The 18376-nt window shown below is 59.2% G+C and carries 13 protein-coding genes and 2 tRNA genes; 4 read left to right on the forward strand and 11 right to left on the reverse strand.

Annotation, left to right across the window (positions count from 1 at the left end):
• Positions 1–47: 47 nt before the first annotated feature.
• From BLL38_RS06630 to BLL38_RS06635, 3 genes are all read right to left on the reverse strand, one after another.
• The gene (locus BLL38_RS06630) at positions 48–395 is read right to left on the reverse strand and encodes a hypothetical protein (protein ID WP_076961829.1); all 348 of its coding nucleotides are present in this window, start codon (positions 393–395) and stop codon (positions 48–50) included.
• A gap of 698 nt (positions 396–1093) precedes the next feature.
• Positions 1094–1459: a DUF2971 domain-containing protein gene (locus tag BLL38_RS30380; RefSeq protein ID WP_130898201.1), complete on the reverse strand. Its 366-nt coding sequence runs from the start codon at positions 1457–1459 to the stop codon at positions 1094–1096.
• 13 nt (positions 1460–1472) lie between these two features.
• Positions 1473–2111: a hypothetical protein gene (locus BLL38_RS06635; protein ID WP_076961830.1), complete on the reverse strand. Its 639-nt coding sequence runs from the start codon at positions 2109–2111 to the stop codon at positions 1473–1475.
• A 636-nt stretch (positions 2112–2747) separates the two neighbouring features.
• Between BLL38_RS06635 and BLL38_RS06645 the strand changes: the two genes are divergently transcribed.
• Positions 2748–4649, forward strand: a complete 1902-nt coding sequence (locus BLL38_RS06645) for a potassium transporter Kup (RefSeq protein ID WP_076961832.1) — start codon at positions 2748–2750, stop codon at positions 4647–4649.
• Positions 4650–4816: 167 nt separating this feature from the next.
• The gene (locus BLL38_RS06650; protein ID WP_130898202.1) at positions 4817–6091 is read left to right on the forward strand and encodes an amidohydrolase family protein; all 1275 of its coding nucleotides are present in this window, start codon (positions 4817–4819) and stop codon (positions 6089–6091) included.
• Between the two features lie 70 nt (positions 6092–6161).
• On the opposite strand, the gene BLL38_RS06655 is transcribed toward BLL38_RS06650, so the two are convergent.
• From BLL38_RS06655 to BLL38_RS06670, 4 genes are all read right to left on the reverse strand, one after another.
• Positions 6162–7442 carry a virulence factor family protein gene (locus BLL38_RS06655; protein WP_076961834.1) on the reverse strand — a complete coding sequence of 427 codons (1281 nt, stop codon included), beginning with the start codon at positions 7440–7442 and terminating at the stop codon, positions 6162–6164.
• On the reverse strand, positions 7442–10084 hold the full coding sequence (gene mprF / locus BLL38_RS06660; RefSeq protein ID WP_076961835.1) for a bifunctional lysylphosphatidylglycerol flippase/synthetase MprF: 2643 nt from the start codon (positions 10082–10084) through the stop codon (positions 7442–7444). The genes BLL38_RS06655 and mprF overlap by 1 nt, the downstream gene beginning before the upstream one ends.
• 279 nt (positions 10085–10363) lie before the next feature.
• A tRNA-Met gene (locus BLL38_RS06665) sits at positions 10364–10440 on the reverse strand.
• Positions 10441–10634: 194 nt separating this feature from the next.
• Positions 10635–10711: transfer RNA gene (locus BLL38_RS06670), tRNA-Met, on the reverse strand.
• 291 nt (positions 10712–11002) lie between these two features.
• On the opposite strand from BLL38_RS06670, the gene dinB reads away from it, so the two are divergent.
• Positions 11003–12061, forward strand: a complete 1059-nt coding sequence (gene dinB, locus BLL38_RS06675; RefSeq protein WP_076961836.1) for a DNA polymerase IV — start codon at positions 11003–11005, stop codon at positions 12059–12061.
• 213 nt (positions 12062–12274) lie between these two features.
• On the opposite strand, the gene BLL38_RS06680 is transcribed toward dinB, so the two are convergent.
• The 4 genes from BLL38_RS06680 to BLL38_RS06695 all read right to left on the reverse strand — a co-directional run bounded on the left by BLL38_RS06680 (position 12275) and on the right by BLL38_RS06695 (position 17113).
• A complete protein-coding gene (locus BLL38_RS06680) occupies positions 12275–13228 on the reverse strand; it encodes a hypothetical protein (RefSeq protein WP_076961837.1) in 954 nt (317 codons plus the stop codon).
• A 20-nt stretch (positions 13229–13248) separates the two neighbouring features.
• Positions 13249–14964, reverse strand: coding sequence for a proline--tRNA ligase (locus BLL38_RS06685; RefSeq protein WP_076961838.1), 1716 nt, complete (start codon positions 14962–14964; stop codon positions 13249–13251).
• Positions 14965–15183: 219 nt separating this feature from the next.
• Positions 15184–16716: an AmpG family muropeptide MFS transporter gene (locus BLL38_RS06690; protein ID WP_076961839.1), complete on the reverse strand. Its 1533-nt coding sequence runs from the start codon at positions 16714–16716 to the stop codon at positions 15184–15186.
• Between the two features lie 43 nt (positions 16717–16759).
• The gene (locus BLL38_RS06695; protein ID WP_076961840.1) at positions 16760–17113 is read right to left on the reverse strand and encodes an MGMT family protein; all 354 of its coding nucleotides are present in this window, start codon (positions 17111–17113) and stop codon (positions 16760–16762) included.
• Positions 17114–17279: 166 nt separating this feature from the next.
• Here BLL38_RS06695 and BLL38_RS06700 point away from each other — a divergent pair, with 166 nt between their 5' ends.
• On the forward strand, positions 17280–18287 hold the full coding sequence (locus BLL38_RS06700; RefSeq protein WP_076961841.1) for a DUF481 domain-containing protein: 1008 nt from the start codon (positions 17280–17282) through the stop codon (positions 18285–18287).
• The last annotated feature ends 89 nt before the right edge of the window (positions 18288–18376 follow it).

An 18376-nucleotide genomic window follows, 5' to 3' on the forward strand; every position in this document is an offset into this window, starting at 1 on the left:
ATGATCCGCGATGCAACATCTGTTCGCGAATGGAGGGCCGGGGGCCATTAGTCCCGTGGAGCATCCCTAAGATGCTCAGGGAGCTTTGCTTGAGCGACGAGACGTTTGTGCTCTTTGGTAACCAACGGGAGTAGCAGATCGCTGAGGATACTAGCCAACCTAATGGCCGTGGCCTCGTCCAGCCTGTTAACTGTTCCTGTCCGGCCGGAAGCGCAACTGACCTGTTTTTCTGTGATGCCCATTCCGACCAGAACGCCGTCAATGAACGTGGTTAAGTGGTCGTTTTCACGGAGTAACACCCTGCTTTCGGGCGCTTCCTGAAAGTCCCAATCGACTTTAAAACGCTTGCCTACTTTGATGACTTCAATTTTAGGGAGTGCCGGCTTGCTCTTCATGTTTTGCCCATGACCTGGTGATGGTTGTGTCCGAACCTTACACCTGGTGCTGGCCAGGGTGAAATTCTCGGCGATACAAGCGGTCGCCGAAAAAAATCGTCACAACAAGAAAAAAACAGATGAAAAAGCACTTATCCCCCTCCCGCCGACGGGCTTCGTGTCGTTTTTTTGTGCAAACGGGAGGGGGGGTAATCAGTGTTGCCGACTAGGCCCGTTGCGGGCTCTAGGGGCCGTTACACGTTTTCACGGTGTGTAAGGCTGTGCAACAAAATGCAATGGCTTCGCACTGCGTCAGATAAAAGAGGTGAATCGGATAGATCGCTGAGGCGCCCGGAATACGGGGGCAATCGTTAGAAAAAGTCCATAGTGGAGGCGTTTTGTGATTTTGAATGGCTCTGTCCGCCTTTTTTCAAACGGATCAGAGTCTATGAAACTGTCAGTCCCTGAGAAATTTCCTGAATGCAGCGACTGACTCCGGCGAGCAGCGAAGTATGAGACGATCTGCCGCAGTACTCGCGATAGGAAGACTCTTAATCTTGACTGCCATAACTGATTTTAAGGAATTGGGTCGTATGTAAATGTACCTGATTCGATTGTTATGCCCTCGAATTTTTTCCACTTTTCTAATTGTCGTTCATAGTAGTCAGTCCCCGGGATTAGTGTTGAACCCATGGAGTTCAATTCAAGATCCCTTATTTTTACGGCTCTTGAGGATCTGCAAATTTCGGTCTCTTGAAAAAGAAAATCGAAAACGTAGTTTTTTTGTCGGAGGTACCAAGTTTGGAAAAGCGTTTTCGTAGTTTGGCATTGATGATATCTCGAATTTTTTGTTTTTCGCTCTCTGCCATCCTTGCGCCGAATATAATCCCTACAACTTGGCTGAAGTCGTAGTGAAAAAGTCTTTGCAGGCTGCTGTAGTCTGAAACCCCAGATATAAATCTAGTTGGTTGCGGCAGTAGTAAGCGACACTCTTTTTCATATTCCCAGCACTTGTTTTTAGTTAGAAGTTGTCTTTGGATATTGGAGTGATGCAGCAGTCTTGTGCTCTCGGGAAAAAAACTCATGCCCAGTTTTCTGTCAGGGGAGCAACGTGAAAGCGTCAATTGCTTCAAGTTGATCGTCGTAATGTATATCTTCGATTTTAAATTTTGGCCCGATACTGCATGAATGTCCCTGCGAGACGTCTAATGAATCCTTTTTACGATCAGGACATTGATAAAGATATCCATCAATGGGGCGATAGACTAGGCAGTAGCCTTCATGGCTGCTTGCATAGTGGGACCACATGAGCATGTCCGTGTGGGATTTCGATAAAGAAATTGTGTAGCCAGAACCTGGCGCATGAAGTGAAAGAAGTGAATGTAGCGCGTCTAGTTTTTCACGAAAGGCGACTATCTCGCTCATCGTTATCGATTTGTCGTTGAAGACAAGTCTCAATATTTTCTGTTTGTGCTCTTCGAAGCAAAACAGTAAATGTTCATACGATATTGGCCCCAGGTCCGACAGATAGGTGGAGATTATGCTGATTTGCTCGTCGTCATTCCAAAATGATAGTGATATCTGACGCCAAATCTCAGCTGACTGATCTGAAAATTCAAATTTCGACTGCATGTCAATAGGGTCATTCAACTCCTCACGTGACGCAAAGTACCACTCATCGTAGAGCAAGCCTTTTTGTGATAGGAGTCCGGAGGATCTATATCGATAAACATGCATGCTGAGCTTTCCCTGTCGCGTGTAGGTGTGGTGGCTTCACGCCAGTTAGCCATCATAAATCCAACGCGCATCCACGAGCGAGGGCTGTTCATCCTCAATCATGGGGAGGGTGGATTCCTAGCAATTGTGACTGAAACTGCCACCAGTCGCGATTGGGCGTCCTTAGACTACGCTGGAGGCCTTGAGGCCTTGAAAATAGTGGAGCGGGTGAAGAATCAACCCTTATTTTCAGCTTGGGAAGCTCTTCAATGTCCACTCTTGTTTAGTATATTTTCATAATCGCTAGGGCAACCCAGGGGGTTGGCTTTTGCGATGGTGGTGGACATGTCTAACCTCGGTATTGAATGACGCCGCCAGTCGGGCACGACAGGGCAGCGGATGGGCACTTGATGTGCCTCTGATCAAAAAGTGCGCAATTCTAGCGACGGGAAACGCGCTTGACCAGCTTTATGCAGGGAAATACGACGAGTGCTGCGCTATGCTTCGCGCCAGTTGCACTGGGGCTAAGCCAGCAGTCAACAAATAATCTGTTACTAAAAGTACAGCGGCACATGCTGTGTATAGCTTAGCGTCGGGCTTAAGTGTATAGCTGTGCGGTTTATATAAGACCTCAGGTCAAAAGGGCAGGAGTGGTTGATGGGTCAGGCAAATAGTCAGGCGGCAAGTGCAGGGCATTCCAGCGCAAAGCCAATCGGCATGTTGGTGGCGGCAGTCGGGGTGGTCTACGGCGATATCGGCACCAGCCCGCTCTACACCCTTAAAGAGGTGTTTTCCGGCAGCTACGGGGTGCAGGTCAATCATGACGGGGTGCTGGGGATTCTGGCGCTGATTTTCTGGTCGCTGATTTGGGTGGTGTCCATCAAGTACATGCTGTTTGTGCTGCGCGCCGACAACCAGGGCGAGGGCGGCATCATGGCCCTGACGGCGCTGGCCCGACGGGCGGCAGGCAATCACCCGCGGCTGCGCAGTTTCCTGGTGGTGTGCGGGCTGTGTGGCGCGGCGCTGTTCTATGGCGACAGCATGATCACCCCGGCGATTTCCGTGTTGTCGGCCATCGAGGGCCTGGAGTTGGCGTTCGACGGCCTGGAGCATTGGGTTGTGCCTGTGTCGCTGGTGGTGCTGGTGGCTTTGTTCCTGATCCAGAAGCATGGCACCGATCGCATCGGCAAGCTGTTCGGGCCGGTGATGGTCACCTGGTTTTTAGTGCTGGGCGGCCTGGGTATCTATGGCATCGTCCAGCACCCCGAAGTGCTTAATGCGATGAACCCGGTGTGGGGCGTGCGCTTCTTCATGGTCCATCCGGGCATCGGCGTGGCGATCCTCGGCGCCGTGGTGCTGGCCTTGACCGGGGCCGAGGCGTTGTATGCCGACATGGGGCATTTCGGCCGCAAACCCATTGCCCGCGCCTGGTTTATCCTGGTGCTGCCGGCCCTGGTGCTCAACTATTTCGGCCAGGGTGCGATACTGCTGGGCGACCCCGAGGCCGCGCGCAACCCGTTCTATCTGCTGGCGCCAAGCTGGGCGCTGCTGCCCCTGGTGGGCTTGTCCACCCTGGCCACGGTGATTGCTTCCCAGGCGGTGATTTCCGGTGCGTTCTCGTTGACGCGCCAGGCGATCCAGCTCGGCTACATCCCGCGCATGCATATCCAGCACACCTCCAGCGCCGAGCAGGGCCAGATCTATATTGGCGCGGTGAACTGGTCGCTGATGGTCGGCGTGATCCTGCTGGTGCTGGGCTTCGAGTCCTCGGGCGCCCTGGCCTCGGCTTACGGGGTGGCGGTGACCGGGACCATGCTGATGACCACCATCCTTGTCTCCGCCGTGATGCTGTTGCTGTGGAAATGGCCGCCGGTCCTGGCTGTGCCGGTGTTGCTGGGCTTTTTGCTGGTGGATGGCCTGTTCTTTGCGGCCAACGTGCCGAAGGTGGTGCAGGGCGGTGCGTTCCCGGTATTGGCGGGGATCGTGCTGTTTGTGCTGATGACCACCTGGAAGCGTGGCAAGCAATTGCTGGTCGAGCGCCTGGACGAGGGCGGGTTGCCGCTGCCGATCTTTATCGGCAGCATCCGCGTGCAGCCGCCCCATCGCGTGCAGGGCACGGCGGTGTTCCTGACTGCCCGCCCGGACGCGGTGCCCCACGCCTTGCTGCATAACCTGTTGCATAACCAGGTGCTGCACGAGCAGGTGGTGCTGCTGACGGTGGTCTATGAAGACATCCCGCGCGTGCCGGCCCAGCGCCGCTTCGAGGTGGACTCTTATGGCGACGGCTTCTTCCGGGTGATCCTGCACTTCGGCTTTACCGATGAGCCAGACGTGCCCGAGGCGCTGAAGCTGTGCCATTTGGACGACCTGGACTTCAGCCCCATGCGCACCACCTACTTCCTCAGCCGCGAGACGGTCATCGCCTCCAAGCTCGAAGGCATGGCGCGCTGGCGCGAAGGGCTGTTTGCTTTCATGCTCAAGAATGCCAACGGCAACCTGCGTTTCTTCAAGCTGCCGGTGAACCGGGTGATTGAGCTGGGGACCCAGGTAGAAATGTAGGCCCTGTTAAACATAAAACCGCGATGGGCTGTATGCCATCGCGGTTTTTTTTGGCCTGCCGATCTGTGGCGGACTCATTGCCTTTTAAAGCCCGGGGGTGTGCTAACGTCTTTTTATCCAAGTTTGTCGTCTGGCCCATGAGGATCCACTGTTAGGGAAAACCAAAGATGAAACGCGCACTCTCAGGATTGCTGTCAGGCATCACGCTTTTAGTCGTAGGTTGTTCGTCCAGCACCATGGAGACACCGCCTGTCGTCCCCCAGGCACTGCAGTTCGCCGACTCACACTTCCATCCTTCCAACTACGCCTATCAGGGCATTTCACTGAAGTCATTGTTGTCGGATTATTTATCGGCCAGCGTGGTCCGTTCGGTGGTGATGCCGCTGCCGTTGCAGCAGCGCTGGGACAGTTTTGAAAATTATCAGGTGACGGACCCTTCCGGCCGTTTGTATGGCGCCAATTACTACATCGGTCCCAGGGCGGACTTGTACTACTACGCCTTCGCGGACGCGATGTATGCCAGGGAGTACCTGCAGCTGTCCCCGGCGGAGCAGGGTCGGCTGGACCTTATGATTACCGGCTTCAACCCCATGGATCGCTATGGGGCCCAGCACATCAAGCGGGTGCTGCTGACCTTCCCGGGGGCGTTTGCCGGTATTGGGGAGTTCACGGTGCATAAGGAGCTGGTGTCACGCAAGATCGCCGGCGAGACCATCCGCAGCACAGCCACCGTGCCGCTGCCCCCCGACCTCGATAAGAAAGGCACGATGTCGCTGTATGCGCAGTCCCTGGCCGACCTGCTGAAGGTGGCCGAAGAGACCGGCCTGGTGGTGACGCTGCACAACGACTTGTACCAGACCGAAGTCAACTACGACGGCACTGTGGAAGCGATTTACCCTGACAGGACCTACGAGGCGGCTCTCAAGCATTTGTGCAGCACCGCGCCCCAGGCCTCGGTGATCTGGGCGCACACCGGGCTGGGCCGTTATGTAAAGCCGACGTCCAGCCACTTGAAGACCGTTGCCCGCATCCTGGACAGCTGCCCGGCATGGGTGGTGGATATTTCCTGGGATCTGGTCCAGGAGAGCATCATCCACCCGGGGCCTGGCATGCCGCCGGTCAATGAGTGGATCGGTTTTTTCAATCAATACAGCAGTCGGGTGTTATGGGGCTCCGATACGGTGATGTTCAGCAAAAACACACTGGAACTGCCGGATAAGGTGGTGCCTGGCCAGCGCCTCACGGTCGAACAGTACCTGGCGCTTCCCGAGCTGATTCGGCCACTGTTCAGTCGACTGCCGCCTGATGTTGCAGAAAAAATCAGCCATGGCAACTACGTGCGCCTGTTTGATGAGGCGCGGCGCAAGGTGCGAGCCTGGGAGGCCAGTCACGCGCAGGATGATGTATGGGATCTTGCCGGGCCGTCGGCAGCGGTGCGCTGAGGCCTGCAAAAAAGCCCCCGTTGCCGGTGGCAGCGGGGGCTTTTTTATGGGTGACCGATTACATCAGGCGTTACTCAGCCTTGGCCTGGCGCTTCTCGATGATCTCTACCAGGCGCTTGGCCAGCGCCGGATAGTTCTCGTCGAAGTGATGGCCACCCGGGAGCTTCATGGCTTGGCCCACAGCGCTCTTGTCGGTACAGCCGCTCTCGTCCACCTCTTCCTCGCCATAGATGCACACCACCTTGGCGGCAGGCAGCCGGGCCATTTCCGGGCCGGTGGCGGCTTCCTTGCCGGCATTGCCCAGCCAGCCTTCCACTTCGATCTCGAAGCTGCCGGTGCGGGCAAAGGCCAGCAGGATTATGGCGTCTACCCGCTGCTGCTCGGCTTCCGGCAGGCGGTTATAGATGGCTGGCAATACATCGGCGCCGAACGAATACCCGGTCAGCACAAAACGCTTGGAGCCCCATTTCTGCCGATAGTGCTGCATCAGCTCGGTCAGGTCCTTGGCGCTCTGTTCCGGGCTTTTGTGCTGCCAGTAGTAGCGCAGGGTATCGATGCCTACCACCGGGTAGCCGATCTTCGCCATCTCGCCGGCCACGTCGCGGTCCAGGTCGCGCCAGCCGCCGTCGCCGGAGAGGAACAGGGTCACGGTGTCCTTGGCCTGGCCGGCTGGCACTTCGACCACCGGGATCGCCAGGCCGCCATTGTCCGAACCCACCAGCTGCTTGCGCAGTTCGTTGTTCAGCACCTGTGGGTAGTTGATGTCGTAGTCGCTGATGCTGGTGGTGGCGCGCGGGGTGTCGCGTACGAAGCTGGCGCTTTCGTCGTCAGGGTTATCGTTCCAGGCCACCAGCCAGTTGCCGTGCGCAGCGGTCTTGGGCAGCGGGTCCTTGCAGCCTTCCTGGACCAGGGCAAAGCCTACGGAGATGGCGTTGGCCTTGTCGTCGTTCTGCGTTGCCAGCCAGCGCCAGGCCAGTGCCGCGCCAGGGCCGATGCCGCTGACCAGGGTGGCCGGGCCCTTGAGCTGGCCCAGGGCCGCTTGCAGGGCTTGCTCCTGCAGTTTGCAGTCGTCCTTGGGCAGGATCACTTGCACGATCTGTGCGCCGCCGCCCTGGCTCAAGGCAATCAGCTGGTTGTCGGTAAGGCTGGCGTCGGCCAGCACGGCGACCGCTACGCGGGCCTTGATCGTGGTGCCAGGGGTCACCCGGGTCAGGGTCGAACCGTCGGCCTGGGGCAGTTGCTCCAGGGTCGGTAGGGGAGCGGGGCGGTTCCAGTACCAGTAGCCGCCACCCAGGATCAGGGCCAGCGCCACCAGACTTACCAATACATATCGCCAGGAGCGTCGAATCATCAGCGTTTCACCAATCCAGTCAAGCCGCCCGCGATCAGGGCGGCGGTATCGGCCAGTGCCACCAGCGGATCAAGTCCTGCGGGCACGGCCATGTAACGAGGTTCCCAGTCAGGCTGGAACTTGTCTTTGAAGCGGCGCAAACCTTGGAAGTTATACAGTTGCTCGCCACGGCGGAACACCATCGAGCCCAGGCGCTGGGTCAGCGGTGCGCCACGGCGTGGCTGCAGGCCCGACAACGGCACCATGCCGAGGCTAAAGCGTGCATAGTTGTGGCTCTTATAGTGCTGGATCAAGCCGATCATCATGAACTCCATGGTCAGCTTTGGCGCCTCGGGGTGCGCGCGCATCAGGTCGAGGCTGGCCAGGTCATGGCTGTAGGTCTCCAGCAGGTTGGCGAAGGCCACCGGCTGCCCCTCAAAGCGAATCACCGCAATGCGAAAATGCTTGAGGTACTCGTCGCTGAAACGCCCCAGGGAGAAGCCCTTTTCCCGCACGTTCTTGCCGGTCAGCCAGGCATCGGAAATGACTTTCAATGCCGCCATCGGCGCCTGGCCCGGCTCGAAGATTTCCAGGGACAGGCCGTCCCGGGTCCCGCGGTTCCAGGTGTAGCGCAAATCCTTCATCTCTTTGCCCTTGGCTTCCAGGTCAAAGCGCTTGAGATCGACCCGGGCTTCTTCGCCCAGCTTGATCGCGGTCAGGCCGATGTCCATATAGAAGGGCAGGTTCTCGGCGCGCACCTGGTAGAACACCGGGCGGGCGTGATGAATGTCGCACAGGTCGCGGAACTGCCAGATCATTTCGGCCCGTGGCTGGGTCGGGCCGATCGGGTCGTACAGCGCCACCAGGCTGCGGCCGCGCCGGGCGTACATCAGGAAGGCTTCGTCGTTGGGGTGGAACAGCAGGGCCTTGTCGCCGGTCAGGGCCAGGCCGCCATCGGGCTGCGACGAAGCCATCAGGATCTTGGTGGCGCGCTCCAGCTCATCGGCGGTCGGCAGGTGGATCACCGGGCGAGCGGTGCGCAACAGCCAGGTCAGCGACACAATCACCAGCAGGATGGCGGCGCCCAGCAGCGAGCGCAGGCCACGCGGGGCGTTGGCGTCGAGGGTGAACTGCCACCACAGTTGATGGCTATAAGGCACGTCCTGATAGGCAAATAGCAGCAGCCAGATCGACGCGCCGAGCACGCAGACGCTGGCGACCAGGTACAGCGGCGAGAAGGGCAGCTCGGTCAGGCGGCTGGCGCGGTAGAACGAGCGGCGGAAGATCGCCAGCAGCACGGCGGTTGTGGTCATCAGGCTGGCTTCTTCCCAGTCGAAGCCTTTGAGCAGTGAAAGCAGGGCGCCTACCAGCAATAGCACCATGGTCAGCATCCAGGCTGCCGACAGGCGCCGACGCAGGCCCTGGGCCAGTAGCAGGCACAGCACGCCGATCAGGCTGGCGCCAAAGTGCGAGGCGTCAATCAGGCGGTGGGGAATCAGGAAGCCGATGTTTTCCAGGCGCGAGTCGATTTCCGGGGTGGCGCCGGAGAACAGCAGCACCACCCCGGACAAAAAAACCAGCACGGCCAACACCGGTGCCGCGAGGCCCGATGCCACCCGCAGGCTCTGTTGGGTCTGGAACAGACGCTGGGCTTCGCTGATCAGCAGGAAGATGCACGCGATCAACAGCGGCAACACCACGTAAATCATGCGGTACAGCAGCAAGGCGGCGGCCAGCGGCGCGGCGCCGAGTTTGTCGGCAAACGCGGCCAGCAGGATCGCCTCGAACACACCGACCCCGCCAGGCACATGGCTGAGCACACCCGCCGCGAGCGCCAGCAGGTACACCAGCAGGAACGGGCCAAACGGCGGGGCTTCCGGCAGCAACAGATAGAGAACGGTAGCAGCGGCGGCGACGTCCAGCGCGGTGATGATCAGTTGCAGGAAGGTCAGGCGGCGCCCGGGCAGGCGCAAGGTGCGGCGGCCGACCCTGACCAGCAGGTTGTCAGGGTAGGGCTGTTCTGGCAGGCGGCGGCGATAAATCCCGATGCACAGCACGGTCGAGAGCAGCAGCACCGCCCCCGCGATCCCACCGAGCAGCGCGGCGGGCAGATGCAGGGCGTTGGAGGCGGCCGGCAGGTTGCTCAAGGTCGCCAGGGCGGCGAGCGGCGGCAGGGCGCAACCCAGGGCCAGGCTGGCAAACACGGTCATATGGGCCACTTCCGAGGCCCCGATGCCATGCCGTGCATAGAGACGGTAGCGCACCGAGCCGCCGGACAGCATCGACAGGCCAATCGCATTGCCAATGGCGAACGCGGTAAAGCCGCCGTAGGCCAGGGTCTTGGCCGGCAGTTTTACCCCGGCGTAGCGTGCGCCGGAAAATTCGTAGCCCAATAGAATGATGAAGCCGGCGATCGCGGCGGCAAAGGCGCCCAGCAGGGAGGGCTTCGGCACTTCCAGGATCGAGTCGTGGAGGGCGTACAGATCCAGCTCAAGCAGCAAGTGGCGGCAGGCGATCAAGGCAATGGCAAACAGCAGCAGGGTGACCGCCAGCCCAATGGGTTGGCGATACTTGCTCAACAGATCCAGCCAGCGCAGGCGGGTGGGGGCGATCGGTTGAGTGGCTGTGACGGTGTCTTGTGGTTCAGACGAATTGGCGCGCATCAATCACCTCGTGGATTGTGCGCGACAGGATGGGGGTATCCAGCCAAGTTACCAATCCCTATGTACAAAATAATTACAAATAGTAACGCGGATCGCCAGGGTCGGCGACAGCATCTATTGGTCGCGCAAAGATGGGCTCGACACTTGAGCATAGCCTGCAAACGGATGGACTCCGAAACCCATGAGCGGTTTCATGAAAGATGCCATGCCATTGTTTCAAAAGAACTTTTTCTTCAGACACAAAAAAGGCCACTCTTTCGAGTAGCCTTTTTTGATGTTTGGTTGCGGGAGCCGGATTTGAACCGACGACCTTCGGGTTATGAGCCCGACGAGCTACCAGACTGCTCCATCCCGCGTCTGTGGGCGGCATTCTACAGTGCAGCGACGAGGTGTCAACCGTTAATGACATAAAGGGCAAAATAACTGCCAATTAGCCTAAGTGCTCGATTGAAAACGACTTTTCACGCCACCGGCACATCGCCAGGGGCCGCAGGGCAAAAACCTGCGTGCACAAAAAAGGCCACTCTTTCGAGTAGCCTTTCTTGATGTTTGGTTGCGGGAGCCGGATTTGAACCGACGACCTTCGGGTTATGAGCCCGACGAGCTACCAGACTGCTCCATCCCGCGTCTGTGTGTCGGCATTCTACAGAGGAATGCCGGGGTGTCAACCGCTGATTTCAAGAAAAGCGCTTGTGCTTCAATCGCTTAGCTCTCCAAGTCGGTGGCTGAAAGGGGTTGGGGCCAGTCTGGCCGTGGCCTCCAGCTCTATTGGGGCGTAGTCTTCGATTGAAAAAATGAATTCATCCAGGGTTTTTCCTAGCGCTTTGTCAGATGATTCAAAGTACTGGTGCTATATACAGGTGTGAGTGCGATACTGGCGATCTGTCCACTTTATCTCCTGATCACGCCTCTCTTTATATGACGCAGCGCAAAATCATCCATGTCGACTGTGATTGCTTCTACGCTGCCATCGAAATGCGGGATAACCCGAGCCTGGCGCAAAAGCCCCTGGCGGTAGGAGGCTCGGCGGACCGGCGCGGGGTGATCGCCACCTGCAACTACGAGGCGCGGGCCTACGGTGTGCGTTCGGCCATGTCTTCGCGCCATGCATTGAAGCTGTGTCCCGACCTGACCATCGTCAAGCCGCGCATGGATGCCTATAAAGAAGCGTCGAAGGAAATCCAGACGATTTTCCGTGACTACACCGACCTGATCGAGCCGCTGTCGCTGGATGAAGCCTATTTGGATGTTTCTGATTGCGCACATTTCGGCGGCAGTGCCACGCGCATTGCCCAGGATATCCGCCGGCGGGTCTCCAACCAGTTACACATCACCGTTTCGGCGGGGGTGGCGCCCAACAAGTTTTTGGCCAAGATCGCCAGCGACTGGAAAAAGCCCAATGGGCTGTTTGTGGTCACCCCGGACCAGGTGGAAGACTTCGTATCGCAGCTGCCGGTGAGCAAGTTGCATGGCGTCGGCAAGGTCACCGCCGACAAGCTGGCACGGCTGGGGATCGAGGACTGCCTGCAATTGCGCGAGTGGAGCAAGCTGGCGCTGGTGCGGGAGTTCGGCAGTTTCGGCGAGCGGTTATGGAGTTTGGCGCGTGGGATTGATGAACGTGCGGTGCACAACGACAGCCGCCGGCAATCGATCAGTGTAGAGAACACCTACGATGTCGATTTGCCGGACCTGCCCAGTTGCCTGGCAAAACTCCCGGAACTGATGGAGACCCTGGCCGGGCGCATGCAGCGTATCGACAGCAGCTATCGGCCGGGCAAGCCCTTTGTCAAAGTGAAGTTCCATGACTTTACCCAGACCACCCTGGAACAGGCGGGGGCGGGGCGGGACCTGGAGAGTTACCAGCAGTTGTTGACCCAGGCGTTCAATCGGGGGGGCAAACCAGTGCGGTTGCTGGGGATTGGTGTGCGCTTGCTCGACTTGAGCGGGGGGAATGAACAGCTGGAGCTGTCCTGGTAGACGGCTGGAGGTGGGCTTTATGTGGGCGCGGGCTTGCCCTAATGCCGTTCAGTTAAGTGAACGCAATGCTCAAAGCAACGAAGATCAAATGTGGGAGCGGGCTTGCTCGCGATGACGGTGTGTCAGTCAGAGTTGCATTAACTGACCCGCCGCTATCGCGAGCAAGCCCGCTCCCACACAAGCCCGCTCTCATATTTTGATATTTGCCAGAGCTCAGCGGGTACCGGGATCCGCCACCAGCCGGCCGCCATCCTGGGTCAGCGCCTTGAGAAATTCCTGCTGCAACTCGGGGTCGTTGCGGGTCAGTTCAATCAGGCTCTGTTCCAGTTCGCTGGCTTCTTCTTCCAGGCCCAGCTCCGACAAGCGCTTGACCCGATGCACCCATTGGCTGACTTCGTCATCCTCCAGGTCGTCGTAGATCAAGGCATGGGCTTCCAGCAGCTTGCCGCGCAGGGTGCTGCTGATGGCCAGGGATGAGTCCGAATGCACATCGTCCTGGGCATCTTCAATGCTGATTCGCAACGTACGCACCTGGCTCAGGTCCTGCTCGGCAAACGGGCTGTCCAACAGGTTCAGGCGCAGGACGCCGTTGCGGTCGGTGGTCATCTCGTGGGTCTGCTTGCCGGCCTTTACCTGCACCGGTCGCTCGCTCCACGGCAGGCTGGTGTATTCCAGGCGGCGGTCGCGCTGGATTTCATCAATGCCTGCCAGGTTCTGTTGCGCCCGGCCATGGGACTGCACGTTCATGAACGGGTTGAGCCCGGCCACGCCGTAACTGATCCAGTCATGGGTCATGCTGTCGGGCAGGTTGCCCAGGGCAAAGATGTTGGCCACGTTGGCCCCGGCGCCCGCCACGACAGCCACGGCGCCCAGCGGGATCTCATAGAGTTCGCGCCAGGGTTGGTAGGGCGTGTAGCGATCATAGCGGCGCGTGACTTCAAACTCAGTGACTTCAAAAGTCCGCTGTTCATGAATACGCACACGGCGTTGCGGCAGCTCAAGCACTTTGGGTTCGCCGACATCGATCTGCAGGCTGTGGTCGAGCAATTTGCGCTCGATCCGTTCCTCGTGCTCGCTACGCTGCGACATGTGATTGGCGCAGCCGCTGACCAGTAGGGCGCCGCACAAGGCGACGCCCCCCAGGGCTTTGGTGTTTCGCTTGAACATGACTTCTCTTGATCTGGTTTTCAGCGACGAATACGCGCCTGAAGGAAGGGCAGCACGTCAGCCACCGGCAACGGTTGGGCCTGCGCTTCGGTCCGGCTCTTGTATTCCAGATTGCCATCGGCCAGGCCGCGGTCACTGACCACGATCCGGTGGGGGATGCCAATCAGTTCCATGTCGGCAAACTTGATGCCTGGGCTGGTCTTCTTGTCACGATCATCGAGCAGCACTTCAAAACCGGCGGCCGTCAGTTCGGCATACAGTTTGTCGGTGGCTTCGCGAACCTGCTCGGTTTCGTAGCGCAGCGGCACCAGGGCGATCTGGAACGGCGCCAGGGTGTCGCTCCAGATAATGCCTTTGTCGTCGTGGTTCTGCTCGATGGCAGCTGCCACCACGCGGGAAACGCCAATGCCATAGCAGCCCATTTCCAGGGTCACCGGCTTGCCGTTTTCGCCCAGCACTTCGCACTTCATCGCCTGGCTGTACTTGTTGCCCAGCTGGAAGATGTGCCCCACTTCGATGCCGCGCTTGATTTCCAGGGTGCCTTTGCCATCCGGGCTTGGATCACCGGCCACCACGTTGCGCAGGTCGGCCACGGTTGGCACCGGCAGGTCACGCTCCCAGTTGACGCCAAAGTAGTGCTTGTCGTCGATATTGGCACCGATGCCGAAGTCGCTCATCAGCTCGACCGAACGGTCGATGATGATCGGCAATGGCAGGTTCAGCGGGCCCAGGGAGCCGGCGCCGGCGCCAATGGCGTCACGCAGTTCGGCGTCCGAGGCCATGACCAGCGGGCTGGCCACGCCAGGTTGCTGGGCTGCCTTGATTTCGTTGAGTTCGTGGTCGCCACGGATAACCAGTGCGATCAACTTGCCTTCTTCCTCGGCATGCACGATCAGGGTCTTGATGGTCTTTTCAATCGGCAGATTGAATTTCTCGACCAGGGCCGCGATGGTCTTGGTGTCTGGGGTGTCGACCAGGCGCAGCTCTTCAGCCGGCGCCGCACGGGACGTTTCCCGTGGCACGGCTTCGGCCTTCTCGATGTTGGCCGCGTAGTCGGAGCCGTTGCTGAAGACAATGTCGTCTTCGCCGGACTCGGCCAGCACGTGGAACTCATGGGAGCCCGCGCCGCCGATGGAGCCGTTGTCCGCCTCAACCGGGCGGAACTTCAGGCCCAGGCGGGTGAACACGTTGCAATAGGCCTGGTGCATGCGGTCATAGGTGACCTGCAACGAAGGCTGGTCGGCGTGGAACGAATAGGCGTCCTTCATGATGAATTCGCGGCCACGCATCAAGCCGAAGCGCGGGCGGATTTCGTCACGGAATTTGGTCTGGATCTGAAACAGGTTGAGGGGCAGCTGTTTGTAGCTGCTCAACTCGTTGCGCATCAGGTCGGTGATCACTTCTTCATGGGTCGGGCCTGCGCAGAAGTCGCGGCCATGACGATCCTTGAAGCGCAGCAATTCGGGGCCGTACTCTTCCCAGCGCCCGGATTCTTGCCACAGTTCAGCCGGCTGAGTGCTCGGCATCAATACTTCCAGAGAGCCGGCGGCGTTCATTTCTTCACGAACGATCGCTTCGACCTTGCGCATCACCTTCAAGCCCATGGGCAGCCAGGTGTACAGGCCAGAGGCCAGTTTGCGGATCATGCCGGCGCGCAGCATCAGCTGGTGGCTGATCACGACCGCGTCGGAAGGCGTTTCTTTCTGTGTGGCGAGCAAATATTGACTGGTGCGCATGGTAGGCCGTTGTCGGTTGCTTGGACTTGAAGTGACCTGGGATTGTACGGGCGGTCGCCGCCAGAGTACAGGCATCAGGTGCTGACTGGATTTCTGTGGGGAGCTGGCTTTATGTGGGAGCGGGCTTGCCCGCGATGGCATCACTGCGGTTTGCCTGATACACCGAGGCGCTAGCATCGCGGGCAAGCCCGCTCCCACACAAGCCCGCTCCCACAGGGATCAGCTTTCTTCGGGTGGGCTCAAACGGATCCGCCGGCTTTCCTGGTACCAATGCAAGGCAATCAGCAGCAACGTCGGCACGCCGAGCAGCGCGGTGATCAGGAAGAAGTTGTGATAGCCGAACTTTTCCACCATGACCCCCGAGTAACCGCCGATCAGCCGTGGCAACAGCAACATGATCGAGCTGAGCAGGGCGTACTGGGTGGCGGAGAACTTCAGGTTGGTCAGGCTCGACAGATAGGCGACGAACGCCGAGGTCGCCAGGCCCGAGCTGAAGTTATCCAGGGAGATGGTAAAGATCAGCATCTGCAGGTCGGCGCCCATGTCGGCGAGCATCAGGAACAGCAGGTTGGTGCCGGCCGAGGTGATGCCACCGATAAACAGGATCGGCAGGATGCCGAACCGCACGATCAGCAGGCCACCCATGCCGGCGCCGACCAGGGTCATGATCAGGCCGAAGATCTTGCTGACACTGGCGATCTGGTCCTTGGTGAACCCCTGGTCGATATAGAACACGTTGGCCATCACGCCCATCACCGTGTCCGACATACGGTAGGTGGCAATCAGCCCCAGCAGCAACAGGGCCTGCCAGCGGTAGCGCAGGATAAAGTCGTTGACCGGCGTGAGCACCGGCGCCAGGCCCCGGCGGCCCATGGCCGAGAGGCACAGGGCGGTGAGGGTGATATAGAGGATGGCGCGCAGGAACGCGCGGTCTTCCAGCAGCAGGTCGAGCAGGCTTACGCCCTCGAACAGCACACTGGCAAAGTCGGTGTTGTACAGCTGGGTGAACATGGCCGGGACCGACACCAGCAGGATGATCAGCACGAATACCGACATCAGTTGGTGGGCAAACGTGTAGCGCCCGGCCTGCAACTGGGTGCGCAATGGCACATCGGGTTCACGCATGAAAAAGCTAGTGAGCAGGGCGGGGATCATCAGCACGCCGAACAGCACGTAGGTGCCGGTCCATGCCGAGTGCTTATAGTTGAACCCGGTGGAGCCAAAGCCTTCGGCAAAAAACAGCGCGCCGGCGGTGGCCAGCAGGGCGGCGATACGGTAGCCAGACATATAACTGGCGGCCAGGGCGGCCTGGCGGCTGTCTTCGGCGATTTCCAGGCGATAGGCATCCACCGCGATATCCTGGGTTGCCGAGGCAAACGCCACGATCACGGCAATGGCGATCAGCCAGGACAGGTGCTTCTGCGGGTCGCAGAAGCCCATGCCGATCAAGCCGAGAATCACCAGGGATTGGGACAGCACCAGCCAGGAACGACGCCGCCCCAGCTTGCCCAACAGCGGCAGGCGCCATTGGTCCAGCAGTGGCGACCAGACCCACTTGAACGCATACGCCAGGCCGATCAGGCTCGCATAGCCAATGGTCTCGCGTGCCACACCGGCTTCACGCAACCAGACCGAGAGCGTCGAAAACACCAACATGTAAGGCAGACCGGCGGCAAAGCCGAGCAGTAGCAGCACTAACGTCGAGGGGCTGGCATAGGCAGCGAGCGCGGCGCGCCAGGTTTTACGGGGCATGGGCTGGAGTCTGCCTCAGATTTACGGAAACAAAGCGCGCACTCTAACCGCTGTGCTCTACCGGGCGCCAGCCATGACGCTGAATATCAACGCGATTGTTCAGGATACTGACACCTTCGCTGCGCAAACGCGCACGCTGTTCATCGCCCGAAGCGCTGCCCACGGGCAGACTTATCCGACCGCCGGCGGCGACCACCCGGTGCCAGGGCAACGTCGAACCTTCGGGAAGCTGGCTCAGCGTACGGCCCACGAAGCGTGCGGCGCGCCCCAGCCCGGCCAGGTGCGCCAGTTCGCCGTAACTCACCACGCAGCCTGCGGGTACTTGGGCCAGGGTCAGGTACAGCGCGGTGCGGCGCATTTCGGCCGGGGTTTGCGGAGTGTCGGCGGGCTCGTTCACGGTTCAGGCAGCTCGGTTGAAATGAGTCGTCAATAGGTAAGAAACATCTGTAAAAGCGCTGTTGAGAATTGAACTCAACAGAAAACCTTGAGTCAGTCCTTGCTAAGACTTCAGCTACGCCGATAATGCCCCTTTTTTTCGCCAAACTTGAGCCCCGTAACCGCTTATGTTGTCCAGAACCCTGCTGTGCCTCGCTGTCTTTACTGCTTCTACCCCTGTGCTGGCCGATACGGTCTGGTTGAAAAACGGTGATCGCCTGACCGGCAAGATCAAGGTTTTCGACGGCGGCAAGCTGCTGATCCAGACCGAATACGCCGGCGCGATCCCGGTGGACTGGAAACAGGTGAAAACCCTGGAAAGCGACCAGGAACTGCTGGTCAAGCAGGATGCCTACACCGGCGAGAAGGCCAAGTCCCTGCACCCGGCCGAGGACGGCAAGGTCATCCTGGCCAACGGCGAGGCGCCCAAGACGGTGGAGTTGGCCAGCATCCAGCAGATCATCAAGCCAAAACCGGTGATCGAGGACCTGGTATGGAAGGGCAATGTCGACGTGGCGCTGGACTACAAGCGTGCGGAAAAAGATACCGACGACTATGACATCGACTTCAAGACCACCGCCCGTCACGGCAAGTGGCGGCATATTGCCGAAGGCGAATACAACCGCGAATTCCAGAACGATGTGGTCACCACCGACAACTGGAGCGCCGAGTACGCGCTGGACCGCTTTATTACCGACCAATGGTTCTGGCAGGGGCGCCTGACCTACAAGCACGACAGGGTCGAAGACCTGCGCCGCCAGCGCACCGTCGGTACCGGTCCGGGTTATCAGTTCTGGGATGATGAGCTGGGGGCGTTTTCCCTGGGTTCGTTGCTCAACCGTACGGACTATGAATACCAGGACGGCGGCAAGGACAACTTCTATTCCCTGGCCATGAAGTGGGACTACAACCGCTACCTGATCGGCAAGACCGTGGAGTTCTTCACCAACGGCGAACTGGGCAAGCCCCTGGCCGGCCCTGCCGACTATTCCCTCGATGCCGAAATGGGCCTGCGCTACAAGGTCACCGAATGGGCTTCGCTCAATCTCAAGGCCGAACGCGACATCATCAGCGGCAGCTCGGACAGCGACCTGAGCAAGACCCGTTATACCGCGGGCTTTGGCGTGACCTGGTAAGCCTGCCACGGTACGAATGCGGACTTTTAATGTGGGAGCGGGCTTGCTCGCAATAGCGATGTATCAGTCGACATATTCGTTAACTGACA

Origin of the sequence: Pseudomonas gessardii (assembly GCF_001983165.1) — a bacterium.
GTDB lineage: Bacteria > Pseudomonadota > Gammaproteobacteria > Pseudomonadales > Pseudomonadaceae > Aquipseudomonas > Aquipseudomonas gessardii.